The sequence below is a fragment of the Sphingomonas sp. AC522 genome (assembly GCF_979258125.1).
The window spans coordinates 1,201,285-1,226,222 of record NZ_OZ409836.1; the positions used below are offsets into that span (position 1 = coordinate 1,201,285).

Sequence of the window (24,938 nt, forward strand, 5' to 3'; positions counted from 1 at the left end):
CCCTCTAGCGGGAACGGCGCCGCAGCGCAACGGCGGAAGCGGCGAACAGCAAAGCGGCGGCAATCGCCAGCCAATTGCCGAGCCTTGCGAACAAGGTCGGCGGCAGCGGGGCAGGGAGCGGAATTTCGATCGCGCCTTCCTGTCCCAGCGGGATCGTCCCGAGCAGCCGTCCATGGGCGTCGATCACCGCCGAGATGCCGGTCGGAGTTGCGCGCAGGATCGGCAGGCCTTCCTCGATCGCCCGCATCCGCGCTTGCGCGAGATGCTGGGGCGGGCCCCAGGCCCCGAACCAGGCATCGTTCGAGGGATTGAACAGCAGATCGGGGCGGTGCGCGCGATCGACGATGCTGCCGGAGAAGATGATCTCGTAGCAGATCGCCACGCCGACATTGCCGAAGCCGGGGACAGGGATCGCGGCGGGGCCGGGGCCGGGCACATAATCGACGTCGCCCATTACCAGACGTGCGAGCCCCAGCGGCTCGAGCAGCGGCCGCATCGGCAGATATTCGCCGTAAGGCACCAGATGCGCCTTGTCGTAGCGCGTGCCGAGCATGCCCGCAGGATCGACCGGCCAGACCGAGTTGCCGGCGCCGCCGAGCTTGCCCGCCTTATCGAAGAACAGCGCGTTGCCGCCGATCAGCGCCATGTCCCTGGGGCCGAGCATCGCCGCGATGCGCCCGCGGACCCAGCGCGGATCACCTTTGAAGTAGAAACGCCGGTCCGGGTAATTGTCCTCGACATAATAGTCGACCATGCCCTCGGGCCAGACGACCATCCGCGGTGTTTCGCCCGGGTTGCCGCTCCTTGCGATGAGCTTGGCGAGCACCTTCTGCGCGGCGTCGGGATCGTTCCATTGCTCCTGGCCGATATTGGGCTGGACGACGCGGACATGCGGGCGTGTAGGGTCCTGCTGGACTGCGCTGGGGTGGAGCAGCAGCGCCAGACCTGCCAGCGCCACTGCGGCCCCGGCCAGCGGGCGAAAGTCGCGGCGCGCAGCGAGGGTGAGCGTGCCTGCCGCGGCGATGGCGACGCCCGACAGCGCATAGGTGCCTAGCCATGCGGCCAGTTGCGCGACTCCGGGCACCGGCACCCACATCACGCCGAGCGGGTTCCACGGATAGCCGGTGAACATCGTCGCGCGGAGATATTCGGTGGCGATCCACGCGCCGGCAGCGGCAAGGACGAACGGCAAATCCGGCCGGGCCGCACGAAAACGCCATGCCAGCCCGCACGTCATCGCCGGATAGATCGCCAGATAGAGCGCGAGCAGGACCACTGCGAAATAGCCGAGCACAGGCGGCATCTTGTCCTGGAAATCGAAGGCGTGCTGGATCCAGTTATTGCCGATGGTGAAATGGCCGACACCGAACACCCAACCGCGCAGCAATGCGCTCTTGAGGCTCGGGGCCTGGTGAATGAGCCAAAGCAGCAGCGCGAAGCAGACCGGGGTGAGGGGCCACATATTGAGCGGCGCGAAGCCGGTGGCGGAGATCAGGCCTGCGAGAAGCGCGAGGATGAGGGGATAACGGAGCATTGGGGGTGCCTTAGCCGATCCTCCCCGGTACGGGGAGGGGGACCAGCCGCAGGCTGGTGGAGGGGGCGCCATCGAAGTCCTCTGAGGAGAGTCCCCTCCGTCACGCTTTGCGTGCCACCTCCCCGTGCCAGGGAGAATCTGATACGGCTTATCCATGCTTCGCCCCTTCCACCTCGCTTTCCCCGTCCACGACCTCGCCGCCGCCCGCGCATTCTATGGCGGCGTGCTGGGCTGTCCCGAAGGGCGCTCGTCCGAGCATTGGATCGACTTCGATTTGTTCGGCCACCAGATCGTCGCCCATCTCGACGCTAACGCCAAGCCGGTCGCAGTGGCGAACGAAGTGGACGGGCATCACGTGCCGGTCCCGCATTTCGGCGTGGTGCTGACGATGCCCGACTGGGAAGCGCTGGCCGCGCGCGTCGAGGCGGCGGGGGTGCCCTTTGGCATCGCCCCGCATGTCCGCTTCAAGGGCCAGGTCGGCGAGCAGGCGACGATGTTCTTTCTCGATCCGAGCGGCAATGCATTGGAATTCAAGGCGTTCGGCGATGATGCGATGCTGTTTGCGACATGAGCGTTAAAGGTTGAGCGTGCAGCGCGCCTCGGCACCGGGCGCGCGCTCGTAGATCGTCATCAGCACGATTGCGAACTTCTTGCCCGATCGCGGCCTTGCGATCTTGATTGCGCAATGGCGGCTTCCGGGCGTCGCCACTTCCTGCGAGCAAGCGGTGGCGCCGTGAAACGCCAGTGCCTTCCGGCGCAATGTGGCATAGTCGACATCGACATAGCTCGCATAGGAGTAGCTCTCCTCGTCATACTCATTCGAATAGCTCGAAATCAGCGTTTTGACCGGCGAACCGAACAGGGTGATGCCCTTGGTATCGTGTCCGGCACCTGTGGCATTCGGTGCGAGCAGATTGGCATAGTCATATTCGCCCTGGCACTCGGCCACCGCCGTGCCGAAATTTGGCTGCTGAGGGCTCGCGGCCCCGATCAACATGCAGGTTATCGCGCCGATCGCAATCATACGCAAAGACTTGGCCATGCCGCTCTCCCTCCCCATCTGATAGGCGAGAATAGTTCACACTTCCGCAGATAGACAAGGTGGCCGCGTAGCATGACCGATCCGGTGAAAGTCGATATCCCGCACAAGCTTGGCCGCGAGGCGGCACGGGCGCGGATCGCCGGTGGCGTCGGCAAATTGGCCGATATGATCCCCGGCGGCGGTACCGTCGACCAGCGCTGGGAGGGGGATACGCTGCACTTCGGCGTCGCCGCGATGGGGCAGAAGATCGGGTGCCGGCTCGATGTGTTCGAGGACAAGGTGCACGCCGAGGTCGACCTGCCGCCGATGCTGGCTTTGTTTGCGGCGAAGATACGCGACAAATTGGCGAGCGGGGCGACTAAGCTGCTGAAGTAATCCGTCACCCCGGCGAAAGCCGGAGTCTCAGGCAGCAGCGAACGGCTCGAGGTATGAGATCCCGGCTTTCGCCGGGATGACGGCTTTACTTCGCGCTCACCCGCCAGATCGTGTTCCCGACATCGTCCGCCACCAGCAGCGCGCCGGTCGCGTCGGTGATCACGCCGACCGGGCGGCCCTGTGCGGTCTTGCCGTCCTTGCCAAGGAAGCCGGTGAGCAGATCGACCGGCTTGGCGCCCGCGGCCGGATAGCCATTGTCGCCGAAGGGGACGTAGACGATCTTGTAGCCCGAGGGCGGCTCGCGGTTCCACGAGCCGTGGAGGCTGATGAATGCGCCCTTGGCATAATTGCCGCCGAGCTTGGCGTCGGTGGCGAAGACCAGGCCGAGCGGGGCGGTGTGGGCGCCGAGCCCGAAATCGGGACGGCGGGTATATTGGCGCAGGTCCGGGCGCTCGGGGGTCACGCGCTTGTCGACGTAACCGCCCCAATAATTCCATGGCCAGCCATAGAATGCGCCGAGATCGACCTGGGTCAGATAGTCCGGCGGCATGTCCGATCCAAGCATGTCGCGCTCGTTGACCACGGTCCAAAGCGCGCCCGAATGCGGCTCAAACGCCATCGCATTGGGATTGCGCAGACCCCAGGCATAGACCCGCGCGGTCTTAGTGTCGGGGTTTACTTCGAGGATTGCGGCGCGCGCGCCGGCGGTGGCGCCGCCGAGCTTGGCCATTTGCGAGGGCAGGCCATTGGTGCCGTAAAGCGCCGCGCCCTCGGCCTCGATGCCGTTCTCGGCGATGTTCGACGAGGAGCCGACTGCGACGAACAGGCTCTTGCCGTCCGCCGATGCCAGCAGGTTGCGCGCCCAGTGATTGCCGCCGCCTGCGAGCGCGACGATCTTCTCGGGCTTGGAAGTGATTTTGGTCTCGCCCGGCTTGAAGGGATAGCGGACCAGGGCATCGGTGTTGGCGACGTAGAGCCAGTCACCGACCACGGCCATACCGGTCGGGGAATTAAGCCCGGCTGCGGCATCGAGCAGCACCGAGCGCTGATCGGCGGTGCCATCGCCGTTGGTGTCGCGCAGCAGCGTGATGCGGTTGGCTGAGGGCACGCCGGCACCGGCCTTCTTCATCATCTTGCCCATCACCCAGCCGGTGATCCCCCCGCCTTCGCGCGGCGGCGAATTGGCCTCGGCGACCAGCACGTCGCCATTGGCGAGGCGATAGAGCGAGCGCGGGTGATCGAGCTTGTCGGCGAAGGCGACGACCTGAAGCCCCGCGGCGGCAACCGGCTTGGCGCCGCCCGGCCAGCCGGTGGCCTTGGCGACGGCGATCGTCGGGAAATTCTGAGTGCGGGTCTCGGTCATCTTCGGCGCGCGGCCGCTGGTGTCGAGCTCGCTGACGCGCGCCAGATCGGGGCGGCTCATCCAATAAGCCAGCCCGCCACCGATGACGACGATGACGACGAGCGCCGAGAGCGTGATCTTGAGCCAGGGTTTCATTCTTCGACTTCCGCCAGTTGCTCAGGGGGGTGCAGGCGCAAACGCGTGACGCGGCGCGAATCGGCGTCGACGATCTCGAGTTTCCAGCCGCTGTCATGGATCAGGCATTCGCCCGCCTGGGGGACGTGGCCGGCGAGCACGAAGGCGAGGCCGCCGATCGTCTCGACATCTTCGTCGACTTCGGCCAGCCGCGGATCGACCGTAGTACCGACATCCTCGAGCTCGGCGCGGGCATCGGCGTCCCAGCCGCCGCCGTCGATCGGGATCAGCAAGGCGGCGGGCGCCTCGTCATGCTCGTCCTCGATCTCGCCGACGATTTCCTCGATCAGATCCTCGATCGTGATGAGGCCGTCCGTGCCCGAATATTCATCGAGCACGATTGCCAGATGCGTGCGGGTCGAGCGCATCTGGGCGAGCAGATCGAGCGCGCCCATTGATTGCGGCACATAAAGCGGCTCGCGGATCAGCCCGGCGAGGGTCGGCGGATAGGGCGCGCCGGCGGCGAGGATCGCGAACACGTCCTTTATGTGAATCATGCCGGTCACCGTATCGAGTGCCTCTCGATAGACCGGCAGGCGGCTATGGCCGGCTTCGGCGAAGAGCTTCACTAGATCGGCGAAGCTGGTTTCTTCGTCCACTGCGATGATGTCTGCACGGGGCACGCCGACATCGCCGGCGTCGCGCTCGCCGAAATGGAGGAGGTTGCGCAGCATCTGGCGCTCGATCGGGGCGAGATCGCCCGCGGGCGCCTTGCCGCCTTCTTCCTCATGCTCGTCGATCGCGTCTTCGAGCCGGTCGCGCAGCGACTCCTCCTCGGCATCGCCGAACAGGAGCGTGCGCAGAGATCGCCATATCCCGCCGCTGCTACTGGAGCCTTCGCTGGTGTCGGCGTCGGCGGTGCTACTTTGGCCCTCGGGCATTGGTCGGTTCAGTCCTCGCGTATCATATAGGGGTCGTGCAGCCCGAGCGAGGCGAGCGCGGCGCGCTCCATATCCTCCATCGCATCGGCCTCGGCGTCGCCCTGATGATCATAGCCTAGCAAATGCAGCACCCCATGGACAATCAGGTGCGTCGCATGGTCCTCGACACTGACTTGCCGCTCAAGCGCCTCGGCCGCGCAGACGCCGTGGGCAAGGACGATATCGCCGAGCAGCACTTCGCCATCGTCGCTGTTCTGGGTGACGGTCTCGAGCAGATCGGGCTGGACCATCGGGAAGCTCAGCACGTTGGTCGGCTTGTCCTTGTGGCGGTATTGCTTGTTGAGGGTGTGGACTTCGGCGTCGCTGGTGAGGCGCACGGCGATCTCGATCGCAGTCGGCCATCCGAGCCATTCGCTATAGGGCGTCTGGCGGATCGCCGCCTCTGCAGCGCGCAGGGCGAGGGATTCCCAGTCGTGATCGGGCCAGGGGGATTCGGGCAAGGCCGCGACGTCAAGCATGGCTTTCTACTTCCCCTCCCTTGAAAGGGAGGCGCCTAAGTTGCGGCTCAAGCATTCGGCCCTTCATACGCCATGACGATCCGCCCGACGATCGGGTGGCGGACGACGTCGTGCGTCGAGAAGCGCACGACCGACATGCCTTCGATCCCCTCCAGCTTGTTGACTGCGTCGTTGAGCCCGCTCGCGGCAGGGCCGCCGGGCAAATCGGTCTGGTTGGGATCGCCGCAGATCACCATCCGGCTGTTCTGGCCGAAGCGGGTGAGGAACATCTTCATCTGGGCGGGCGTGGTGTTCTGCGCTTCGTCGAGGATGACGAAGGCATCGGCCAGCGTGCGGCCGCGCATGAAGGCGATCGGGGCGATCTCGATCTCTCCGCTGGCGATGCGCCGCTCGACCTGCTCGGCGGGCAGGCAATCGTAGAGCGCGTCGTAGATCGGGCGCAGATACGGATCGACCTTCTCTTTCATGTCACCGGGCAGGAAGCCGAGCCGCTCGCCAGCCTCGACTGCTGGACGCGAAAGGATCAGCCGCTGGACGCTGCCGGTGATCAACTGCGCGACAGCCTGGGCCACGGCGAGATAGGTCTTGCCGGTGCCGGCCGGCCCCAGCGCGAAGATCATGTCGTTCGAGACCAGCTCGTGCATGTAATGCGTCTGCATCGCCGAACGCGGGACGATCGTCTTCTTGCGCGTGCGGATCATGATCCCGGGCGGCTGGGTGCTGCCGCCGGCATCCGCCTTGACGATGCCGGTAAACATCGGCTCGCTCGACATGGCGATCACCGCCTCGATCAGCCCGGTATCGATTTCCTCGCCGCGGATGACACGGCTGTGAAGCTCCTGAAGCACTTCGCGCGTGTGCGCGACGGCCTCGGCCGAGCCCTCGATCTGCACCTTCTGACCCCGGGCATGGATATAGACCCCAAGGCGCTCCTCGATCGCGAGAAGATTGCTGTCGAACTCGCCGAAGAGCTGCGGCAGGAGCTGGGGCTTGTCGAACGTAACCTCGGTACGGGAGCGTTCGCCCGACTGGGCTTGGACAGGCTTGCGGCTCATGCGGTCCTTTCGGGCTGATCTGTGCGAAGATGCAAAGTGCGTGCGCGGCCCGTGTGGGCGTAACCGGAAGCGGAGCGGGTGGTTCCGTGGCGCATGTGCGATGTGGAGATTGGCAGAGCCGATTCCAACAGGACAGCGAATTCGGCCGCGATCCCGCGAAAGCTGTGAAGTGAGGTTTTCTGGGCACAGGGCTGGTCCCTATTTTGGCCAGAATATCCAATGATTCAGTGTTTTGCCGATCTATGCGCAAACGCGGTTTGCGAATGAGAGGGAAACATCATGACTTCGGCGATCAAGTTCTGCGCGACTTTGAGCACTGCGCTGCTCGTAAGCACGGGCTGCGCCAATGCTCAGGAGTCCCCCTATCAGGTCGGCGATCAGGTCGAGCTCAAGGCGAGCGGCAATCACTGGCAGAAATGCGTCGTGACCGATCCCGGATCGGCCGAGCATGTAATGCGGATGCGCTGCGAGCCCTATCAGGGCGCCGGATATAGCAGGGGCGGCGGGGTCTATACCGAATCGATGGATTCGACCGGGGTGCGCAAGATTGTGCCACCGGCGCCCGCCGCGCCGGCTGCTGTAGCCCCCGCACCGATGCCCCAAGCTGCCGCGCCGGAAACTGGCGCTGACGGACCTTATTTTGTCGGGCAGCCGGTCGAGCTCGAGGCGAGCAAGCACTGGGTGCCGTGCACGGTGAGCGAGATCCAGATGATCGACGGCCGCCAGCTGATTCGCGTGCGCTGCCCGGCCTATCCGGCGCTGTCGCGTGGGGCCGGCACTTATCTGGTCCATAATAACGAGAATGGCATTCGCCCAGCAACCGGCCAGACCGGGCCGGCACCGCAGCCCGAGGTCGCAGCGCGTCCCGGCCCCGGACCGGGCAGCAGCCTGCGCGCCGGCGAATATGCCTGTTACGGTTCCGGCGGACGGATCATGGCGGGGCTGAAATTCAACATCACCGGGCTGGGCAGCTATACCGACGCCTATGGCGCGGCAGGCAGCTATGCCATCAACGGCACCAACGTCACCTTCAGTGGCGGCGCGCTAGGCGGGATGAGCGGGCGCAATCTGAAGAGCAATAACAGCTTCACCTTGGGCAGCCAGGCGAGCTGCGAGTATTTCGGCTAGGCCGCGACCTTCACGCGCTCGACGCCCGCAAGCGAATTGGGGTCGGCGCGGACGATCTCGACTTCGACCAGATCGCCGATCGCGGCGTCGGTCATGACATGGACGGACTGGAGCCAGGGCGACTTGCCGAGCATCTGGCCGGGGAGCTTGCCCTTGCGCTCGATCAGGACCTGGCAGGTCTTGCCGAACGTACGCGCATTGAATGCGGCTTGGTCGCGATTGAGCGCGGACTGGAGGCGCTGCAGGCGCTCGTCCATCACTTCGGGCACAATGAAGCCGTCCGTCATTTCCGCCGCAGGGGTGCCGGGGCGGGGGCTGTATTTGAAGCTGAAGCACTGCGAATAGCCGACGGCATCGACCAGGCTCAAAGTCTCGGCGAACTCGGCTTCGCTCTCGTGGGGGAAACCGACGATGAAATCACCGGAGAGCGCAATATCCGGGCGAGCGGCACGGACGCGGTCGAGGATGCGGAGATAGCTGTCACGGGTGTGGCTGCGGTTCATTGCCTTGAGCACGCGATCGCTGCCTGACTGCACGGGCAAATGCAGGAACGGCATCAGCTTCTCGACTTCGGCATGCGCGCGGATCAGGCCTTCGCGCATGTCGTTGGGATGGCTGGTGGTGTAGCGGATGCGGGCGAGATCGGGGATACGGTCGAGCGCTGCGATCAGGCCGTGGAGGCCAGTGCCGGTCTCGTCGTCCCAGGCATTGACGTTCTGCCCGAGCAGCGTGATCTCGCGCGCGCCGGCATCGACCAGCGCCTTGGCCTCGTCGAGGATCGCGGCGAAGGGCCGGCTCACTTCGGCGCCGCGCGTATAGGGCACGACGCAATAGGTGCAGAATTTATCGCAGCCTTCCTGCACGGTGAGGAACGCGCCCGGCGCGACCTTGCGGCGGGCGGGGAGCGCGCCGAACTTGCTGAGCGCTGGCATGTCGGTATCGAGCGCGGATTCGCCGCGCGCGGCTTGGGCCACCAGCGCGGGCAAGTTGTGATAGGCCTGGGGGCCGACCACGACGTCCACCTTTGCGCGGCGAACGATCTCCTCGCCTTCGGCCTGAGCGACGCAGCCGGCGATGGCGATCATCGGATCGTTATTGTGGTCGCGGAGCGCATGCTTCCGGATGCGGCCGATGTCCGAATAGACTTTCTCGGTGGCCTTTTCGCGGATGTGGCAAGTGTTAAGCACGACGAGATCTGCGGCACTGGCATCGTCGGTCGCAGTGAGCCCTTGAGCAGTCATCAACTCGGCCATGCGCTCGCCGTCATAGACGTTCATCTGGCAGCCGAACGACTTGACATGGAAGGTCTTGGGGGATTTGGGGACGTTCATGATGCGCGGGCGTATAGCGCCAGTCCCTTTCTCCGTCACCCCGGCCTTGTGCCGGGGGCCAGCCATCCGCAAACACCGGAAAAAAGGTCGGCGTCTTGCCCAGCCGCCCGATGGACCCAGACACAAGGCTGGGGTGACCGCTTAGGGCTGAGGCGGACTCTCTGAAACGGCCGTGCCCGAATAGCGCACCGCATCCACCGTATGCGCGAAGTCGCGGAGTGGCTTGCCCAGCGTCTCGAGCAATTCGGCTTCGATCCGCCGCCGGCTCTCCGCGGCGATCGCCTTGCGGCCGGGGAAATCGGAGGGGAGGAAGGGCTCGAGGAAGTGGATGTCGAGGCGGAAGCTGCCCTTGCGCGCCAGAATGCGCTTAGCGTTGACCAGGCCGCTTTCCTCGCCGATCCAGCCGATCTCCTCGGCGACGGCGCCGTAATCGAGCAGGACGGGCTGGACCATCACCCCGGCGGGCGGGGGCTCGAGCACGCGCAGCATTGGCGTCTTGAAAGGCAGCAGGGACTGGCCGTCGGTGGTCGTGCCCTCGGGGAAAATGGTGACCGCCCAATTGTCCTCGAGCGCGAGCCGCAAATCGTTGATCTGCTCGGCAACTCCGAGCCGGTTCTCGCGCTTGACGTAGACGGTGCGATTGAGCCCTGCGAGCCAGCCGACCAGCGGCGCCTGGGCGAGCTCGGCCTTGGCGATGAACGCCGTACCGCTCGCGCCGCCAAGCGCGAGGATGTCGATCCAGCTGAGATGATTGGCGACGTAGAAGACGTCGCGGCGCAGCGGCACGCCAATCTTGCGAACCCGCGCGCCCACGATCCAGCCGACGCGGCCCAGGAACCAGCGCGGCCATGCCGAGGGCAGGTGCAGCAGCCGCCACAGATAATGCATCGGCACATGCGTGAGGATCAGCAGCAGGAGCAGGAAGACGCGGCCTGCGACGCGCAGCTTTTCGACGGCGGTCAGCGGATAGGGCAGGCCAGCTGCCGCTTGCTCCCTACGATTTGCGGTCGAGGGCAACGCCATACAATTCCATGCGGTGGTCGACGAGCCGGAAGCCCAGGCGCTCGGCGATCTGCTTCTGGAGCAGTTCGAGCTCGGGATCGACGAATTCGATCACGCGCCCGGTCTCGACGTCGATCAGATGGTCATGATGCGCCTCGGGGGCGGGTTCGTAGCGCGCCCGGCCGTCGCCGAAATCGTGGCGGTCGAGGATACCGGCCTCTTCGAACAGCCGGACGGTGCGATAGACCGTGGCAATCGAAATGCCGGGGTCGATCGCCGAGGCGCGCTCATAGACCTTCTCGACATCGGGATGGTCTTCCGCATCCGACAGCACGCGCGCGATCACTTTGCGCTGCTCGGTGATGCGCAGGCCCTTTTCGTGGCACAGGGCTTCGAGATCGATCTTGCGGGGCATGAGCGAGGTTTAGGGGCCTCCTAGGCGCGCCGCAAACAGAAAAGGCGGAGGCATGAAGCCTCCGCCTTTTCTAACCCACCCCCGCTTCCCTCTCTTGCAGGGCGGGGAGGGATTTTGAATTACCGCTTGCGGCGCTTGGTGCCCAGGCCGATCTTCTTGGCGAGGGTGCGGCGCTGCTCGGCATAGTTGGGAGCGACCATCGGATAGTCGGCCGGCAGGTTCCACTTGGCGCGATACTGCTCGGGAGTCATCTGATAGTGCGTCATCAAGTGGCGCTTGAGCATCTTGAGCTTCTTGCCGTCTTCCAGGCAGACGATGAAATCGGGCTTGATCGACGAACGGATCGAAACCGCCGGCTCCTGCTTCACTTCGGGCTCGGCAGCCGCGGCGCCCAGGCCGGCCAGCGCGCCGTGGACGTTCTGGATCAGCACCGGAAGATCGGAAACGGCGACGCTATTGTTGCTGACATGCGCCGCAACAATGTCCGCGGTCAGGGTGACCAACGTTTCCTGAATTTCCGACATCGTGTCCATGATATTCCTTTCGACCCATTTAGAGCGACTTTCAGTGCCGCCTCGAAAGGCCGTATCGGTCCATTTCGGTTGCAAGGCAAGCGATTAACCGCACTTTGACGTAAAATTCGTGAATAGATTAACCAGAGTTCAGGTTGCGAGCATAAGTGTGAGCGTCAAATAACTGATTAGCCTTGCCGCGATAGTAATCGCGGCGCTCCCCGACCTTTGCGAAACCTTCGCGACGGTATAACTCCACCGCATCGTTTCCCGAGCGTACCTCCAAGTGGATTTTGGCGGCGCCGCGCGCCTGCGCCTCGGCCATCACTGCGCGGAGCAGTGCCCCGCCGACGCCGCGGCGCCGCGCCGCGGGCCGCGTGGCGAGCAACAGCAACTCGACTTCATCGGCGGCGAGACGCGCCAGTGCGAAGCCCGAATCCATGTCGCCAAGGCTGGCGACGACCATCCACACGCCGGGGAGCGACAGCATTCCCATACATTGCGCGCTGGTCCAGGCTTCGCCGAAGCGCGGATCGAACGCGTCCTGCATGATCGCCGCAACCTGCGGCAGATCATGGACCCCGCCTTCGCGCAATTCGCTGTGGTTGAGGACGCTGCTCATGCCAGGCCCCGCTCGGCCAGCGTCTTGGCATCGGGCGCGCGGCCATAGATCGGGCTGGGGAGCAGAGCGGTGAATTCGTCCGGGAGCAACCGCGCATCGATCGCATTGGGCCAGGCCTCGGCGAATGCGCGGTCGGGTGTAATCTCAGCCAGGCGGCGAACCCCGCTGCCGATCGCCGGCAGGTCGGCAATCGCATCGAGCGCGGCATCTGGTGCGAGCGAGCGCAGCGGCGCATCCGCGACGAAGGGGAAAGCCCGGAAAATCTGCATGAAGACCTCACCGTGCCCGCCTTCGAGCACGACGGCAAGGCGCTGGCAGGCGGGTTCCGCGGCGAAACGCGCCGCTGCGATCAGCGCGAGCGACGAATAGCCGACAACCTCCGCCCCCCAGCCGATCGCCAGCCCGCGCGCCGCGGCGAGGCCGACGCGAACGCCGGTGAAGCTGCCCGGCCCGACATCGACCAGGATGCGTGCCGCACGGCCCTGATCGGGAAGCGCGGCGATCATCGGGACCAGTCGCTCGGCATGCCCGCGGCCCACCACTTCATGCGCATTGGCGATCACGCGACCGCCCTCGATCAGCGCGACCGAACAGGCGGCGGTGGCGGTTTCGATGACGAGCGTGCGCACGTGGCTAGAGGACGCGGTTGAAGCGCTCGAATTCGGGGCGGGGAAGCCGCTCGAAGATGGTGCTGGGGTCGGCATGCCCGATCGTCGAAATGAAATTGGACCGGACATTGGGCTGGTCGGCAAAAAACTCCGCGTCAACCTTGGCGTTGTCGAAGCCCGACATCGGACCGGTATCGAGGCCCAGTGCGCGCGCCGCGAGAATGAAATATCCGCCCTGCAGCGATGAATTGCGGAAGGCATGGGTGTAGCGGTTTGCTTCGTCGCCGAACCAGTCCTTGGCGGTCGGCGCATGCGGGAAGAGCCAGGGGAGTTGCTCGTTGAAGGCGAGGTCCATCCCGATGATCACGGCCGCGGGTGCCTTGCGGATCTTGGCGCCGTTGGTGCCGCTCGACAATTCGGCGAGCTTGTCCTTCGATTCCTGGCTGGTCAGCCAGACGAAGCGCGCGGGATGCTGGTTGGCCGACGTCGGCCCCATCTTGAGCAAGTCGTAGATCGCGCGGATCTCGGCCTCGCTCACCGGCTCGTCGGTATAGCCATTGGCGGTGCGCGTGGCGCGGAACAGGCGGTCGAGTGCGTCGTCGTCGAGGGGCTTCGCCATTATACTGCTCTCACTTCGGTTACTTCTGGGACGTAATATTTGAGCAATTGCTCGATGCCGTTCTTGAGCGTCGCGCTCGAGGACGGGCAGCCCGCGCACGCGCCCTGCATCTGGAGATAGACCTTGCCTGCGTCGAACCCGCGATAGACGATGTCGCCGCCGTCATTGGCGACCGCGGGGCGGATGCGCGTCTCGATCAGTTCCTTGATCTGCTCGACGATCTCGGCGTCCGCGGGATCGTCGCCGAAATCCTGACTTTCGGCGGGCACGCTGAACCCGGCCGAGGGCGCGTGGAACAGCGGCATGTTCGCACTGAAATGGTCGAGCAGGATGCCGAGCACATCGGGCTTGAGCCCGCGCCATTCGACGCCGGGCGCCGCGGTCACCGAAATGAAGTCGCGCCCGAAGAACACGCCGGTGACGTCGCCGAGCCCGAACAGAGCCTCGGCGAGCGGCGAGGCTTCGGCTTCCTCGGGCGTTGCGAAGTCGCGCGTGCCTGCTTCCATCACGGCGCGGCCGGGCAGGAATTTGAGCGTCGCCGGGTTGGGCGTGGGTTCGGTCTCGATCAGCATGACGCGCATGTGGCGCTTGGAGGCGCGCGGATCAAGCGGGCCCGGGGAAACGGAGGGTTGCAGTCATTACTTAGTCCGTCCCCTGAAGAGGGGCTTAAGAAGGTCAGGCCGCGCGGAGGCATCGTCTCGTACACCTGCGCGAAAGGTGCGCGCTGGCATGGCGGCGGCAACGACACTAGATGAGGCCGCATGCCCCTTTTCCAGCGCTTGCCGCATTTCGCCTTCCTCGCCCTCGTCACGCTCGCAGCCCCGGTCGCCCTCCAGGCGCAGACTGCGCCGCAAACCGCACCCCAAGCCGCACCCCGTCCGGTCCAGACCGCCGACGATCCCTGGCTCTACAAGGGCAGCGATCTTGTCCATGACGATGCCTGGAAGTTCGGGCGCCTGCCCAATGGCGTGCGCTATGCGGTTCGCAAGAACGGCGTGCCGCCGGGGCAGGTCTCGGTGCGCGTGCGCATGGATGTCGGGTCGTTGATGGAGCGGGATAGCGAACGGGGCTTCGCGCATCTGCTCGAGCATCTGTCGTTTCGCGGCTCGGTGCACGTGCCCGATGGCGAATCGAAGCGCGTCTGGCAGCGGCTCGGCGTGACCTTCGGCTCGGATTCGAACGCGAGCACGACCTTCACTGCGACCACCTACAAGCTCGACTTGCCGATGGCGACCAGCACGGGCCTGGACGAGAGCTTCAAGATCCTTTCGGGCATGATGTCCGGTCCCGCGATCACGCCGGAGGCGCTCAATGCCGAGCGTCCGGTGGTGCTCGCCGAGCAACGCGAACAGCCGGGGCCCCAGGTGCGGCTCCAGGATGCGCAGCTCGATCTGATCTTTGCCGGCCAGCCACTGGCGCAGCGCGAGCCGATCGGCACCGTCGAGACACTGACCGGCTCGACCGCGGACACGGTCAAGGCCTTCCACCAGCGCTGGTACCGCCCCGAGCGCGCCACCGTCATCGTAATCGGTGATATGGATCCGGCGATCCTCGAGCAGATGGTCGTAAAGCATTTTTCCGGCTGGCAGGGCACCGGCCCGGCGCCGGAGACTCCCGATTTCGGCAAGCCCTCCACCGGGCATCCGGTGGCCGCGAGCATCGTCGAACCGGCGATCCCGCCGATCGTTACCATGACTACGGTGCGCCCCTGGACAGTGTTTTCCGACACGGTGATCTTCAATCAAAAGCGGATGATCGACCTGGTCGCGATCCGCATCATCAATCGCCGCCTGGAAACGCGCGCACGCACCGGTGGCACTTTCCTCGGCGCCGGCGCCGATCTCTCGGACATCGCTCGCTCGGCCAATATGACGACGGTGCAGATACTTCCCGCCGGCGAGGATTGGGAAGCTGCGTTGCGCGACGTGCGCGCCGTCATCGCTGATGCGCAGGAAACCCCGCCGACTCAGGCCGAGATCGACCGCGAAGTCGCCGAGATCGAAGCCGCGTTCAAGCAGCGCATCAACACTGCCCCGGTCGAGGCCGGCGCCAAGATTGCCGAAGATCTCGCCGAAGCCGTCGATATCAATGAGACCGTGACCACGCCCGAAGCGAGCTATGACATCCTCAAGGGCGCGATCGAGGGCAAGTTCTTCACGCCCGAGAATGTGCTGGCTGCCTCCAAGAAGGTCTTCGAAGGCACTGCGACCCGCGCCTTAGTCAACATCCACGCTCCCGACGCCAATGTGGTGACTAAGGTCGCCGCGGCGCTTTCAGCCAATGTCGCGGCTGCCGGCAATCGCAAGTTTGTCGGCGATGTCAGCTTCGATGCGCTGCCCAAATTGGGCGAGCCCGGCATCGTCGCGCTTCGCCAGACCGTGCTCCAGGCCGCGCAGATCGACCAGGTGACCTTCTCCAACGGCATCAAGCTGCTGATGCGGCAGGACCAGTCGGAGACGGGCAAAGTCTATGTCCGTGTCCGCTTCGGCGGTGGGCTCAACGCGCTTCCGGCCAATCGCCAGACCCCGGCCTGGGCCGGCGAGCCTGCGCTGATGGCAAGCGGCGTCGGAAGCTATGGGCAGGAAGAGCTCGACGCGCTGACCGGGCGCCGCCAGATCGGGCTCGATTTCGCGATCGATGACGATGCCTTCGTGCTCGCGGCGCAAACGACTAAGGCCGATCTTGCCGACCAGCTGAAGCTGTTCGCTACCAAGCTGGCCGCGCCGGGCTGGGATCCCAATCCGGTGGTCCGCGCCCGCGCCGCGATCCTCGCCGGCTATGCCGGGCTCTCCTCTTCGCCCGACGCAGTGGTTTCGCGTGATCTCGAATCGCTGCTCCATTCGGGCGACCCGCGCTGGGGCATCCCCCCGCGCGCGACGATCGAGACGATCACGCCTGCGTCGTTCCGCAAGCTCTGGGAGCCGCTGCTGGCGAGTGGTCCGATCGAGATATCAATCTTCGGCGATATGGACGCGAACGAGACCGTTGACGCCGTCGCCGCCACTTTCGGAACGCTCAAGCCGCGCCCGGCGAGCAAGGTCACGCCGCCGCCGGTCAAATTCCCGGCGCACGTCGCCAAGCCGGTGGTGCGCACGCATACTGGAAAAAAGGATCAGGCCGCGGCTGTGATCGCCTGGCCGACGGGCGGGGGCAGCGCCGGCATCACCGAGAGCCGCAAGCTCGAAGTGCTCTCGGCGATCTTCCGCGATCGGCTGATGGACCAACTCCGCAGCCAGGCCGGGATCAGCTACTCGCCTTCGGTGGTCAGCCAATGGCCGGTCGGCATGGCCGCGGGCGGCAAGATGCTCGCGCTCGGCATGGTGCCGCCGGACAAGACCGACTTCTTCTTCAAGCTCGCCCGCGGGATCGCCGCCGATCTCGTCGCCAAGCCGGTCGAAGCCGACGAACTCGATCGCGCGCTGACGCCGCTCAAGCAATTGCTGATGCGTCAGTCGAGCGGCAACATGTTCTGGATGCGCCTGGTTGAAGGCGGCACGCAGGATCCGGCGCGGATCGAGGCGGTCAACACCATCGCCCAGGATCTAGCGCTGACCACGCCTGCCGAAATCCAGGCGCTGGCGGCGAAATATCTGGTGCCGGCCAAGGATTGGTCGATGGTCGTCGTGCCGGGGAAGTGATCGGATAATGTCATCCCGCGAAAGCGGGGACTCAAACTTGTCGGGCCGCACCCTTCGCGGCTCTGGGTCCCCGCTTTCGCGGGGATGACGCTCCATCAGTACAACGCGTCCAGCCGCTCGCCATAGGCCTGCTTCAGCACATGGCGGCGGATCTTCAGGCTGGGTGTGAGCTGCTCATTCTCGATCGTGAACGGGCCATCGGCGATGATGAACTTGCGGACCCGCTCGATCACCGAAAGGTCCTTGTTCACGCGCTCGACTGCCGCGCCCAGCGCCGCCTTGTAATCGGGGTCGTGTGCAAGCTCCCGGAAATTGCACTTGGCGCCCGACCGCGCACACCATTCCTGCGTCCATTCGGGATCGGGCACGATCACCGCGGTCATATAGGGGCGCTTGTCGCCGGCGATCATCGCCTGGACGATCTCGCTTTGCAACGTCAGCATCCCCTCGACCTTTTGCGGCGCGACATTGTCGCCCTTGTCGTTGACGATGATATCCTTCTTGCGATCGGTGATCTGGATGCGGCCCTTGGCGTCGATCAGCCCGATATCGCCGGTATGCAGCCAGCCGTCCTTGAGGACGCGCGCGGTCTCTTCCTCGTTGCGCCAATAGCCATGCATAACGAGTTCGCCGCGCACCAATATCTCGCCATCCCCGGCAATGCGAACCTCGACGCCATCGAGTGGCGGCCCGACCGTATCCATCTTGAGCCCCGCCTTGGGCCGATTGCACGAGATCACCGGCGCGCTTTCGGTCTGGCCATAGCCCTGGAGGAAGGTCAGCCCCAGCGAGGTGAAGAAATTGCCGACCTCGGGATTGAGCGGTGCCCCGCCCGAGACCATCGCCTTGATCCGCCCGCCGAACTTCTTCGAGATCTTGGGCAGCAGCGCCGCCTTGAGGATCAGGTTCATCGGCTGATCGTGGAGCGGGACGCCGCCCGCGGCGCGCTTGGCACCGATCGCAACCGCGCGATCGAGCAGATAGGCCGATAGCTTGCCCTGCTTCTCGACCGCTTTGGTGATCCGCGTGCGCAGCACTTCGAACAGGCGCGGAACGACGACCATCAGCGTCGGGCGCACTTCCTCGATGTTAGAGGCGAGCTTCTCCAGCCCTTCCGAATAATAGATTTCAGCACCCAGCCCGATCGGGAAGAACTGGCCACCGGTATGCTCATACGCGTGGCTGAGCGGTAGGAAGCTGAGGAACACTTCCTCGTCCCAGCCGAAATCCTCGGAAATCACCGAGCAGCAGCCTTCGACATTATGGAGGATGGCGCCGTGATGCTGCATCACCCCGCGCGGGCTTCCGCCGGTGCCGCTCGTATAGATGATGCAGGCAGTGTCCTCACGAGAGAAGGTCGCCTTCGCGGCGCCTTCGCTTGCCGGCGTGTCGTGATTGGCGATCAGATCGTGCCAGTCGTGGAAGTCGAGCGCGCCCTGTTGGCCGATGCGGACTTCGTCGATGCCAATGATCATCCGCGCCGACGAGGCACGGATCGCCGCAGGCAATAGCGTCTTGGCGAGCTTGGTGGTCGAGACGACGATGGCGCAGGCGCCAGAATTCTCGATGATGTGCTGGTGATCGCGCTCTGTATTGGTGGTGTAGGTCGGCACGGTGATGCAGCCTGCGGCCATGATCGCGAGATCGGTAATGCAGAATTCGGGGCGGTTCTCGCTGACCAGCATGATCCGGTCGCCGCGCTTGAGGCCGAGCGCATTGAACGCCGCGGCGAGGCTGGCGACCTGGCGTGCGGCCTCGGCCCAGCTGGTCGGGTGCCAGGCGCCTCCGGTCTTGTGCCACAGGAACGGCTTGTCGCCCTTTTCCTGCGCGCGTGAAAAGAACATCGCGACCAGATTTTCGAATCGTTCGAGCTTACGCATCCGTCTCCCTCCGAGCGCGGCTTGTGCCGCGTCCCTGTTATTCCGCCGGGCGGTTCGGCTGCGCGCCGGCCCGCACGATCTTCGTCACGCGTCCATCCTGATACATTACCACCCCTTCGCTGCGCGGATCGGCAGCGCCGCCCCAGACGCCGTTGACCAGCTCGACAGCATTGGCCTTGAGCCCGAGCGGACCCGACTGGACCTTCTCGCCCAGCGCCTGAAGCGCCGGGATCATCGCGTCGAGTTGCGTGCCCCGTTCCGCAGTGGCGACAGGACCGGGGGCATAGAGCAGGCCGAGACCGACGGCGTCCTGCGCCGAGAGCTTCCAGTCGATCACGCCGATCAGCGCCTTGGCGACCTGGGCGATGATCGTCGACCCGCCGGCCGCGCCGACTGCGATCCGCACCTTGCCATCGGGGCCGTAGACGATCGTCGGCGCCATCGAGCTGCGCGGACGCTTGCCGCCCTCGACTCGGTTGGCGACGAGATAGCCAGCCTTTTCGGGCACGATGTCGAAGTCGGTGAGCTCATTGTTGAGAAGGATACCGTCGATCGAGACGCCCGATCCGAACGAGCTTTCGATCGTCGTGGTCACCTGCGCGATATTGCCCTTGCCATCGGCAACGCTGAGCGAAGTGGTTCCCGCGACTTCGCTGACCGGGGCGCGTTCGCGCTGCGGCGCGCCGGGGGGCGTGCCCGCGGAGACGATCGCCATCGTGCCTTTTGCGTCGATCAGCGCCGAGCGGCCGGCGAGGTACTTCGCATCGAGCAGGCCCTTGAGCGGGACCTTCACGAAATCCGGATCGCCCAGGTACAAGTCCCGATCGGCATAAGCGAGCCGCGAGCTTTCGGCGAAAAGGTGCCAGGCTGTCGCCGAATCCTTGCCCAGCGCTGCCATGTCATAGCGCTCGAGCTGCTTGAGGATCATCAGCACGGTGATCCCGCCCGACGAAGGCGGCCCCATCGAGCAGATTTTGTGCCCGCGATATTTGCCGCACAGCGCCGGGCGCTCCTTGGCATCATAGGCTGCCAGATCGCCGAGCGTCATTTGCGAGGGATTGCGCGGAGCGCCGTTGACGGCCGAAACCAGCTTTTGGGCCTGCGGGCCGACATAGAAGCTGTCCGGACCAAGCTTGGCGGTGCGCTCAAACAATGCGGCCTGCTCGGGATTGCGGACGCGGGTGCCGACGGCGAGCGGCTTGCCATCGGCAAAGAAGATCACGCGGATGGCGGAATCGACATGCTGGCCATATTGGGTGAGCGCGTTGTTGAGCCGCGGCGAGACCTCGAAACCGTCGCGCGCCAAGCGGATCGCTGGTTCGAACAGGCTTGCCCAGGGCAGCTTACCGGCGCGGCGGTGCGCCTTGGCCATTGCTCGCAGCGTGCCCGGAACGCCGACGCTGCGCCCGCCGGGGATCGCTTCACGGATGCCGAGCGGCCTGCCGTCGGGGCCGTAGAACCAGCGCGGCGTCGCCGCCATCGGCGCGGCCTCGCGCCCGTCGATCGTGGTCGTGCGCCTCCGCTTCGAATCATATTGGACAAAGAATGCGCCGCCGCCGATGCCCGCGCTTTGCGGCTCGACGACATTGAGCGCGAGCATCGTTGCGATCGCCGCATCCGTTGCGCTGCCGCCCTTGGCGAGGATCTCGACTCCGGCAGCTGCGGCGCGCGGGTCGGCGGCACTCACTACGCCTTGCGCCAGCGCCGACGAGGGCAGCAGCAACGCAATGATCACGACGAACAATCTTTTCATGGCGCTCAGCCGTAGCCCGGTTTGCAGACGCGGCAAAGACGCAACGTCAGCTGAGCGCCCGCGCGATTTCACGGACCAGTCCCGGTCCCTTATAGACCAAGGCCGAGTAGATCTGGATGAGGCTCGCGCCAGCATCCACGCGGCGCCGGGCCTCGTCGCCGCTGTCGATCCCGCCGGCCGAGACCAGGGGCAGTTGCCCGTCCGAGATTTCCCGCGCTTCGATGAGCTTGGCGAAAGCAAGCGCGCGCAGCGGCTCTCCCGAAAGCCCGCCTGCCTCTTCGGCGAAGCTCGATTGCAACGGGGGCCGCGAAATCGTGGTGTTCGATACGATCAGCGCGTCCACCCTATTGTCGATCGCCGCGCGGATTGCACCTTCCAGCCCCGCGCGATCAAGGTCTGGGGCGATCTTGAGAAACAAGGGCGTGCCGGCACGCGCGGCATCTGCAGCCGCCAGTAATTCGTCGAGCGCCGGCCGCGACTGCAGGTCGCGCAGCCCGGGCGTGTTGGGCGAACTCACATTGATGGTGATGTAATCGGCATGCGCCGCCGCCTTGCTTACGCCCAGCGCATAATCGGCGACCCGGTCGGTGCTGTCCTTGTTCGCGCCGACATTGATGCCGAGCACGCCCTTGCGCCGCGGCAGCTTGGCGATGCGCGCGAGCGCCGCGTCGATCCCGTGATTGTTGAAGCCCATCCGGTTGATCACGGCCTGGTCTTCGGTCAGCCGGAACAGGCGCGGCTTGGGGTTGCCCGCCTGCGCGCGGGGAGTCAGCGTGCCGACTTCGACGGCGCCGAATCCCAGGCCGAACAGCCCCGCAATCGCCTCCGCGTCCTTGTCGAGCCCCGCTGCCAGCCCGACTCGATTGGGGAAGTGGATCCCGGCGACGGTCACGCCGCCATCCCTGTCCGTATCGGATGCGAAAGGCGCGCCGACCGATCCCCATAGAGCGAGTGCGCGGATCGCGGCGCGGTGGGAGCGTTCAGCGTCGAGCGCGAACAGGGCGGAACGGAAGGGAAAGGACATCGCAAATGCCTTTCGCACCCGCTTTCCCCTCCGTCAAAAGGCGTATGTCGGTTTCGTACAATACCCTGCCGGCGTAACCGCGTAGCAGGATCTTGCGACCCGAGGGTCCCGCTTCAAACGGGGGGATCCTTTACTTTTGGCCCGATCAGCTTGCTGGTCGGGCCACTTTTCTATTGCATTCAATCGCTTTAGCCTCACCACAGAAATGCGGGATAAGCAGGGGGCAAACTCGGGGATGCGGGGCGCAATCAATCGAAAGGCGGAAGAGCCGGACGTAATGGACGCGCCCGTGCCGCAGATCGAGTTCCGCAAGGCGGCCGGCTCGCTGATGCCGCATGTCGAATCCTACTATCTGTTCCGGCATGAAGCTCAGGACGTGATCGGCGTTGAACGCGTGGATTTGGGGCAATTGCGCTTCATGATCCGCGGCGAAGGCCATGTTACTTTCCCCGATGGGCATGTCGAGGCCACAAGGCCGATCATGGTCAACGGGCCCGGCACCGCCGCGGCGCGATACCGGATCAACGGGCCCTTCCACTGTTTCGGCGTGTCGCTGCGCGCGATCGGCTGGAAGGCGCTGATCGGCCTGTCTGCCGACAAGGTTTCCGATCACATTGTCGATGGCGAGAAGCTGTTCTGCGAACAGGCGCCACTGCTGCTTGAGCGGCTGCGCGGGATGACCACGCTCGACGAGATGATCGCCGCAATCGAGCCGCTGCTTCAGATGCGCCAATATGAAGTGAAGCCAGTGCCCAAGGCGCATCTGGTGTTCCTGGGTGCAGTCCGCGAATGGGCGGCGAGCGGCGATCCTGCGCTCGACAAGCTCTATGCCCTGATCCGCGCCAAATCGAATATCGGAGAGCGCCAGGTCCAGCGGTTGTGCAACGAATATTTCGCGGGGTCTCCCGCGCATCTGCGCCGGAAGTTCCGTGCAATCGGCGCGGCGATGCGCATCTATCAGGGCCAGCGAGTGGAGGACGTGGTTGGGCCGTTCTCCGATCAATCGCACATGATCAACGAGATCCGCCACTTCACCGGCCACACCCCGACCACGCTGCGCTCGGAGATCGATCCGGTGCTGGCGCTGACGCTCGATAACGAGACGTTCCATTTCCTGCCCGACGTGATTCCCGAATCGGTTGACCTGAGGCGCCGCTAGCCCCACATGGCAATCGGATCGAATTGATCCGATTTGAGAGTCGTTCGCAACAATGCGTCTTTCCAGCCTGGCCGATTATGCCGTGGTGATGATGGCTGCCGCTGCGCGCAAGTGTGGGGCTAGCTGCCGTCTCAATGCGACGACGCTTGCCGAAGAGACCGGACTGCCGCTGCCGACGGTGCAGAAGCTGGTCAGCCGCCTCTCCGCCGCAGGCCTGATCGAAAGCGCGCGCGGCACCGGCGGGGGTTTCCGCCTCAGCCGTCCGCCGGCGGCGATCTCGGTGGCGGACATCGTCGAAGCCATCGAAGGGCCGATCGCGCTCGCCACCTGCGTGGATTCGGGCCGCCATGATTGCGCGGTCGAAGGCACATGCCGGGTCAAGCCGCACATGGGCGCAGTCAACGGCGCCGTGAAGGGCGCTCTTGCGGGGGTTTCCCTCGCCAGTTTGAGTGGGAATATCTGATGGCGACCAGGAACGCCGAGGCGCTCGCCGCCGCGAACAAGAAATACGAATGGGGTTTCAGCTCGAATATCGAGCAGGAATTCGCCCCCAAGGGGCTGAGCGAAGACACCGTCCGCTTCATATCGGCGAAGAAGAGCGAGCCCGAATGGATGCTCGACTATCGCCTCAAGGCCTTCCGCACCTGGCAGACGATGGAGCTGCCCGAATGGGCCAAGCTGGCGATCCCCGAGATCGACTATCAGGACGCCTATTATTACGCCGAGCCCAAGGCGAAGAAGACGATCGGCTCGCTCGACGAACTCGATCCCGAGATCCTGCGCGTCTATGAGAAGCTCGGTATTCCGATCGAGGAGCAGAAGGTGCTCGCGGGGGTCGAGGGCGCGCGCAAGATCGCAGTCGATGCGGTGTTCGACAGTGTCTCGGTCGCGACCACCTTCCGTGCCGAACTCGAGGCCGCGGGCGTCATCTTCCGTTCGATCAGCGAAGCGATCCGCGAATATCCGGATCTGGTGAAGAAGTGGCTGGGCAAGGTTGTGCCCGTCCGCGACAATTTCTTCTCGGCATTGAACGCCGCGGTCTTCAGCGACGGCACGTTCGTTTATATTCCCGAAGGTGTGCGCTGCCCAATGGAGCTGAGCACCTATTTCCGGATCAACGCCGAGAATACGGGCCAGTTCGAGCGCACGCTGATCGTCGCGGACAAGGGTTCGTACGTCTCGTATCTCGAGGGCTGCACCGCCCCGATGCGCGACGAGAACCAACTCCACGCCGCGGTGGTCGAACTGGTCGCGCTCGACGATGCCGAGATCAAATATTCGACCGTCCAGAACTGGTATCCCGGCGACGAGAACGGCAAGGGCGGCATCTTCAATTTCGTCACCAAGCGCGCTTTGTGCGCTGGCAAGAACAGCAAGGTCAGCTGGACCCAGGTCGAGACCGGCAGTGCGATCACCTGGAAATACCCCTCGTGCATCCTCCAGGGCGATGGATCGGTCGGCGAATTCTATTCCGTCGCGGTCACCAACGGCCACCAGCAGGCCGATACCGGCACCAAGATGCTGCACATCGGCAAGAACACCCGCTCGACGATCGTCTCCAAGGGCATTAGCGCCGGCAAGTCGAACAACACGTATCGCGGCCGCGTTCTGGTCAACGCCAATGCCGAGAATGTCCGCAACTTCACTCAGTGCGACAGCCTGTTGCTCGGCGATCAATGCGGCGCCCACACCGTGCCCTATATCGAAGTGAAGAACCCCTCGGCGCAGATCGAGCATGAGGCGACGACCTCGAAGATCAGCGAAGACCAGATGTTTTATGCGATGCAGCGCGGGCTCGACCAGGAGGCCGCGGTCGCGCTGATCGTCAACGGCTTCGCCCGCGAAGTGCTCAAGCAGCTGCCGATGGAATTCGCGGTCGAGGCCCAGAAATTGCTGGGGATCAGCCTGGAGGGCTCGGTCGGATGATCGCGCCGCTGTTCCTGATCCTGGCTGCGCAGGACCTTCCCGCTGCCACCCCCGTGGCGGAGGACGAAGTCACGATCATCGCGCGCAAGCTCAAGGCGTGGCGCGGGTTGATGAAGGTCCGCAAGGGCGTTGCCAGCTGCAAGACCGTCCGGTCCACGGGCGATCGCGAGATCGACGCGATCGGCTGCGCCGCGATACGCACCTGCTTTCCACGTTACATGCCGCGGCTCGAAGCGGTGCTCAACGACAGGGCGCTGAGTGTCGACGCGCGCAAACGGGCAAATGCACCAATCAACGCCGAGCTCACGGCATGCGTGAAGGCTGAACATGACACAGCCATCGCCGTGCTGGCGGACCGAAAGGCGGCAGCCCGATGATC

At 64.9% G+C, this 24,938-nt stretch carries 25 protein-coding genes; 8 read left to right on the forward strand and 17 right to left on the reverse strand.

All coding sequences use genetic code 11. The features are described 5' to 3' along the window. Positions 1–4: 4 nt before the first annotated feature. A complete protein-coding gene (gene lnt / locus ACZZZM_RS06115) occupies positions 5–1,534 on the reverse strand; it encodes an apolipoprotein N-acyltransferase (RefSeq protein WP_463594216.1) in 1,530 nt (509 codons plus the stop codon). 154 nt (positions 1,535–1,688) lie between these two features. Between lnt and ACZZZM_RS06120 the strand changes: the two genes are divergently transcribed. After that, positions 1,689–2,105, forward strand: a complete 417-nt coding sequence (locus tag ACZZZM_RS06120) for a VOC family protein (RefSeq protein ID WP_463594217.1) — start codon at positions 1,689–1,691, stop codon at positions 2,103–2,105. A 3-nt stretch (positions 2,106–2,108) separates the two neighbouring features. Here the strand turns inward: ACZZZM_RS06120 and ACZZZM_RS06125 are convergent, their stop codons facing one another. Continuing rightward, on the reverse strand, positions 2,109–2,576 hold the full coding sequence (locus tag ACZZZM_RS06125) for a hypothetical protein (RefSeq protein ID WP_463594218.1): 468 nt from the start codon (positions 2,574–2,576) through the stop codon (positions 2,109–2,111). Between the two features lie 72 nt (positions 2,577–2,648). On the opposite strand from ACZZZM_RS06125, the gene ACZZZM_RS06130 reads away from it, so the two are divergent. After that, complete coding sequence (locus ACZZZM_RS06130) at positions 2,649–2,951, forward strand: polyhydroxyalkanoic acid system family protein (RefSeq protein ID WP_463594219.1); 303 nt, start codon at positions 2,649–2,651, stop codon at positions 2,949–2,951. A gap of 85 nt (positions 2,952–3,036) precedes the next feature. On the opposite strand, the gene ACZZZM_RS06135 is transcribed toward ACZZZM_RS06130, so the two are convergent. Genes ACZZZM_RS06135 through ACZZZM_RS06150 form a run of 4 tightly spaced genes read right to left on the reverse strand, consistent with a single transcriptional unit; the run spans position 3,037 to position 6,942 of the window. Continuing rightward, positions 3,037–4,449 (reverse strand): PQQ-dependent sugar dehydrogenase, encoded by a 1,413-nt coding sequence (locus ACZZZM_RS06135; RefSeq protein ID WP_463594220.1) that lies wholly within the window; start codon positions 4,447–4,449, stop codon positions 3,037–3,039. After that, on the reverse strand, positions 4,446–5,369 hold the full coding sequence (locus ACZZZM_RS06140; protein ID WP_463594222.1) for a hemolysin family protein: 924 nt from the start codon (positions 5,367–5,369) through the stop codon (positions 4,446–4,448). The genes ACZZZM_RS06135 and ACZZZM_RS06140 overlap by 4 nt, the downstream gene beginning before the upstream one ends. An 8-nt stretch (positions 5,370–5,377) precedes the next feature. Beyond that, positions 5,378–5,887 carry an rRNA maturation RNase YbeY gene (ybeY, locus tag ACZZZM_RS06145; RefSeq protein ID WP_463594223.1) on the reverse strand — a complete coding sequence of 170 codons (510 nt, stop codon included), beginning with the start codon at positions 5,885–5,887 and terminating at the stop codon, positions 5,378–5,380. A gap of 47 nt (positions 5,888–5,934) precedes the next feature. Beyond that, positions 5,935–6,942 carry a PhoH family protein gene (locus ACZZZM_RS06150; RefSeq protein WP_463594224.1) on the reverse strand — a complete coding sequence of 336 codons (1,008 nt, stop codon included), beginning with the start codon at positions 6,940–6,942 and terminating at the stop codon, positions 5,935–5,937. Positions 6,943–7,221: 279 nt separating this feature from the next. Here ACZZZM_RS06150 and ACZZZM_RS06155 point away from each other — a divergent pair, with 279 nt between their 5' ends. Next, positions 7,222–8,070 (forward strand): hypothetical protein, encoded by an 849-nt coding sequence (locus ACZZZM_RS06155; RefSeq protein WP_463594225.1) that lies wholly within the window; start codon positions 7,222–7,224, stop codon positions 8,068–8,070. Here ACZZZM_RS06155 and miaB read toward each other — a convergent pair. The 8 genes from miaB to ACZZZM_RS06195 form a co-directional block, all read right to left on the reverse strand. Beyond that, a complete protein-coding gene (miaB, locus tag ACZZZM_RS06160; protein WP_463594226.1) occupies positions 8,067–9,401 on the reverse strand; it encodes a tRNA (N6-isopentenyl adenosine(37)-C2)-methylthiotransferase MiaB in 1,335 nt (444 codons plus the stop codon). The genes ACZZZM_RS06155 and miaB overlap by 4 nt on opposite strands. A 141-nt stretch (positions 9,402–9,542) precedes the next feature. Next, positions 9,543–10,424, reverse strand: coding sequence for a lysophospholipid acyltransferase family protein (locus tag ACZZZM_RS06165; protein WP_463594227.1), 882 nt, complete (start codon positions 10,422–10,424; stop codon positions 9,543–9,545). Then, positions 10,396–10,818: a Fur family transcriptional regulator gene (locus tag ACZZZM_RS06170; RefSeq protein WP_187729742.1), complete on the reverse strand. Its 423-nt coding sequence runs from the start codon at positions 10,816–10,818 to the stop codon at positions 10,396–10,398. Before ACZZZM_RS06170 ends, ACZZZM_RS06165 begins: the two co-directional genes overlap by 29 nt. Before the next feature lie 119 nt (positions 10,819–10,937). Further along, positions 10,938–11,351 (reverse strand): Ros/MucR family transcriptional regulator, encoded by a 414-nt coding sequence (locus ACZZZM_RS06175; protein ID WP_463594228.1) that lies wholly within the window; start codon positions 11,349–11,351, stop codon positions 10,938–10,940. Positions 11,352–11,469: 118 nt separating this feature from the next. Further along, on the reverse strand, positions 11,470–11,952 hold the full coding sequence (locus ACZZZM_RS06180; RefSeq protein WP_463594229.1) for a GNAT family N-acetyltransferase: 483 nt from the start codon (positions 11,950–11,952) through the stop codon (positions 11,470–11,472). Continuing rightward, positions 11,949–12,581, reverse strand: coding sequence for a tRNA (adenosine(37)-N6)-threonylcarbamoyltransferase complex dimerization subunit type 1 TsaB (gene tsaB, locus ACZZZM_RS06185; protein WP_463594230.1), 633 nt, complete (start codon positions 12,579–12,581; stop codon positions 11,949–11,951). The genes ACZZZM_RS06180 and tsaB overlap by 4 nt, the downstream gene beginning before the upstream one ends. 4 nt (positions 12,582–12,585) lie before the next feature. Continuing rightward, positions 12,586–13,179: a malonic semialdehyde reductase gene (locus ACZZZM_RS06190; protein WP_463594231.1), complete on the reverse strand. Its 594-nt coding sequence runs from the start codon at positions 13,177–13,179 to the stop codon at positions 12,586–12,588. Continuing rightward, positions 13,179–13,751, reverse strand: a complete 573-nt coding sequence (locus tag ACZZZM_RS06195; RefSeq protein WP_463594232.1) for a NifU family protein — start codon at positions 13,749–13,751, stop codon at positions 13,179–13,181. Before ACZZZM_RS06195 ends, ACZZZM_RS06190 begins: the two co-directional genes overlap by 1 nt. Before the next feature lie 189 nt (positions 13,752–13,940). On the opposite strand from ACZZZM_RS06195, the gene ACZZZM_RS06200 reads away from it, so the two are divergent. Continuing rightward, positions 13,941–16,817, forward strand: a complete 2,877-nt coding sequence (locus tag ACZZZM_RS06200) for a M16 family metallopeptidase (RefSeq protein ID WP_463594233.1) — start codon at positions 13,941–13,943, stop codon at positions 16,815–16,817. A gap of 95 nt (positions 16,818–16,912) precedes the next feature. Here ACZZZM_RS06200 and ACZZZM_RS06205 read toward each other — a convergent pair whose 3' ends face one another. From ACZZZM_RS06205 to ACZZZM_RS06215, 3 genes are read right to left on the reverse strand one after another with little or no spacing between them, the layout of a single operon-like run. Further along, entirely contained in the window at positions 16,913–18,697 is a 1,785-nt protein-coding gene (locus ACZZZM_RS06205) for an AMP-dependent synthetase/ligase (protein ID WP_463594234.1), read from the reverse strand. Positions 18,698–18,734: 37 nt separating this feature from the next. Next, positions 18,735–20,450, reverse strand: coding sequence for a gamma-glutamyltransferase (gene ggt / locus ACZZZM_RS06210; RefSeq protein WP_463594235.1), 1,716 nt, complete (start codon positions 20,448–20,450; stop codon positions 18,735–18,737). A 46-nt stretch (positions 20,451–20,496) separates the two neighbouring features. After that, positions 20,497–21,474, reverse strand: coding sequence for a quinone-dependent dihydroorotate dehydrogenase (locus ACZZZM_RS06215; RefSeq protein WP_463594236.1), 978 nt, complete (start codon positions 21,472–21,474; stop codon positions 20,497–20,499). 277 nt (positions 21,475–21,751) lie between these two features. On the opposite strand from ACZZZM_RS06215, the gene ACZZZM_RS06220 reads away from it, so the two are divergent. From ACZZZM_RS06220 to ACZZZM_RS06235, 4 genes are read left to right on the forward strand one after another with little or no spacing between them, the layout of a single operon-like run. Continuing rightward, positions 21,752–22,633 carry an AraC family transcriptional regulator gene (locus ACZZZM_RS06220; RefSeq protein ID WP_463594237.1) on the forward strand — a complete coding sequence of 294 codons (882 nt, stop codon included), beginning with the start codon at positions 21,752–21,754 and terminating at the stop codon, positions 22,631–22,633. 52 nt (positions 22,634–22,685) lie between these two features. Then, positions 22,686–23,096: an RrF2 family transcriptional regulator gene (locus tag ACZZZM_RS06225; RefSeq protein ID WP_463594238.1), complete on the forward strand. Its 411-nt coding sequence runs from the start codon at positions 22,686–22,688 to the stop codon at positions 23,094–23,096. Further along, complete coding sequence (gene sufB, locus ACZZZM_RS06230) at positions 23,096–24,559, forward strand: Fe-S cluster assembly protein SufB (RefSeq protein WP_463594239.1); 1,464 nt, start codon at positions 23,096–23,098, stop codon at positions 24,557–24,559. The genes ACZZZM_RS06225 and sufB overlap by 1 nt, the downstream gene beginning before the upstream one ends. Next, positions 24,556–24,936, forward strand: a complete 381-nt coding sequence (locus ACZZZM_RS06235; protein ID WP_463594240.1) for a hypothetical protein — start codon at positions 24,556–24,558, stop codon at positions 24,934–24,936. The genes sufB and ACZZZM_RS06235 overlap by 4 nt, the downstream gene beginning before the upstream one ends. The last annotated feature ends 2 nt before the right edge of the window (positions 24,937–24,938 follow it).

Coding starts and splice junctions, on each gene's coding strand:
- lnt (WP_463594216.1), bottom strand. CDS start 1,534: ATGCTCCGTTATCCCCTCATCCTCGCGCTTCTCGCAGGCCTGATCTCC.
- ACZZZM_RS06120 (WP_463594217.1), top strand. CDS start 1,689: ATGCTTCGCCCCTTCCACCTCGCTTTCCCCGTCCACGACCTCGCCGCC.
- ACZZZM_RS06125 (WP_463594218.1), bottom strand. CDS start 2,576: ATGGCCAAGTCTTTGCGTATGATTGCGATCGGCGCGATAACCTGCATG.
- ACZZZM_RS06130 (WP_463594219.1), top strand. CDS start 2,649: ATGACCGATCCGGTGAAAGTCGATATCCCGCACAAGCTTGGCCGCGAG.
- ACZZZM_RS06135 (WP_463594220.1), bottom strand. CDS start 4,449: ATGAAACCCTGGCTCAAGATCACGCTCTCGGCGCTCGTCGTCATCGTC.
- ACZZZM_RS06140 (WP_463594222.1), bottom strand. CDS start 5,369: ATGCCCGAGGGCCAAAGTAGCACCGCCGACGCCGACACCAGCGAAGGC.
- ybeY (WP_463594223.1), bottom strand. CDS start 5,887: ATGCTTGACGTCGCGGCCTTGCCCGAATCCCCCTGGCCCGATCACGAC.
- ACZZZM_RS06150 (WP_463594224.1), bottom strand. CDS start 6,942: ATGAGCCGCAAGCCTGTCCAAGCCCAGTCGGGCGAACGCTCCCGTACC.
- ACZZZM_RS06155 (WP_463594225.1), top strand. CDS start 7,222: ATGACTTCGGCGATCAAGTTCTGCGCGACTTTGAGCACTGCGCTGCTC.
- miaB (WP_463594226.1), bottom strand. CDS start 9,401: ATGAACGTCCCCAAATCCCCCAAGACCTTCCATGTCAAGTCGTTCGGC.
- ACZZZM_RS06165 (WP_463594227.1), bottom strand. CDS start 10,424: ATGGCGTTGCCCTCGACCGCAAATCGTAGGGAGCAAGCGGCAGCTGGC.
- ACZZZM_RS06170 (WP_187729742.1), bottom strand. CDS start 10,818: ATGCCCCGCAAGATCGATCTCGAAGCCCTGTGCCACGAAAAGGGCCTG.
- ACZZZM_RS06175 (WP_463594228.1), bottom strand. CDS start 11,351: ATGGACACGATGTCGGAAATTCAGGAAACGTTGGTCACCCTGACCGCG.
- ACZZZM_RS06180 (WP_463594229.1), bottom strand. CDS start 11,952: ATGAGCAGCGTCCTCAACCACAGCGAATTGCGCGAAGGCGGGGTCCAT.
- ACZZZM_RS06190 (WP_463594231.1), bottom strand. CDS start 13,179: ATGGCGAAGCCCCTCGACGACGACGCACTCGACCGCCTGTTCCGCGCC.
- ACZZZM_RS06195 (WP_463594232.1), bottom strand. CDS start 13,751: ATGCTGATCGAGACCGAACCCACGCCCAACCCGGCGACGCTCAAATTC.
- ACZZZM_RS06200 (WP_463594233.1), top strand. CDS start 13,941: ATGCCCCTTTTCCAGCGCTTGCCGCATTTCGCCTTCCTCGCCCTCGTC.
- ACZZZM_RS06205 (WP_463594234.1), bottom strand. CDS start 18,697: ATGCGTAAGCTCGAACGATTCGAAAATCTGGTCGCGATGTTCTTTTCA.
- ggt (WP_463594235.1), bottom strand. CDS start 20,450: ATGAAAAGATTGTTCGTCGTGATCATTGCGTTGCTGCTGCCCTCGTCG.
- ACZZZM_RS06215 (WP_463594236.1), bottom strand. CDS start 21,474: ATGTCCTTTCCCTTCCGTTCCGCCCTGTTCGCGCTCGACGCTGAACGC.
- ACZZZM_RS06220 (WP_463594237.1), top strand. CDS start 21,752: ATGGACGCGCCCGTGCCGCAGATCGAGTTCCGCAAGGCGGCCGGCTCG.
- ACZZZM_RS06225 (WP_463594238.1), top strand. CDS start 22,686: ATGCGTCTTTCCAGCCTGGCCGATTATGCCGTGGTGATGATGGCTGCC.
- sufB (WP_463594239.1), top strand. CDS start 23,096: ATGGCGACCAGGAACGCCGAGGCGCTCGCCGCCGCGAACAAGAAATAC.
- ACZZZM_RS06235 (WP_463594240.1), top strand. CDS start 24,556: ATGATCGCGCCGCTGTTCCTGATCCTGGCTGCGCAGGACCTTCCCGCT.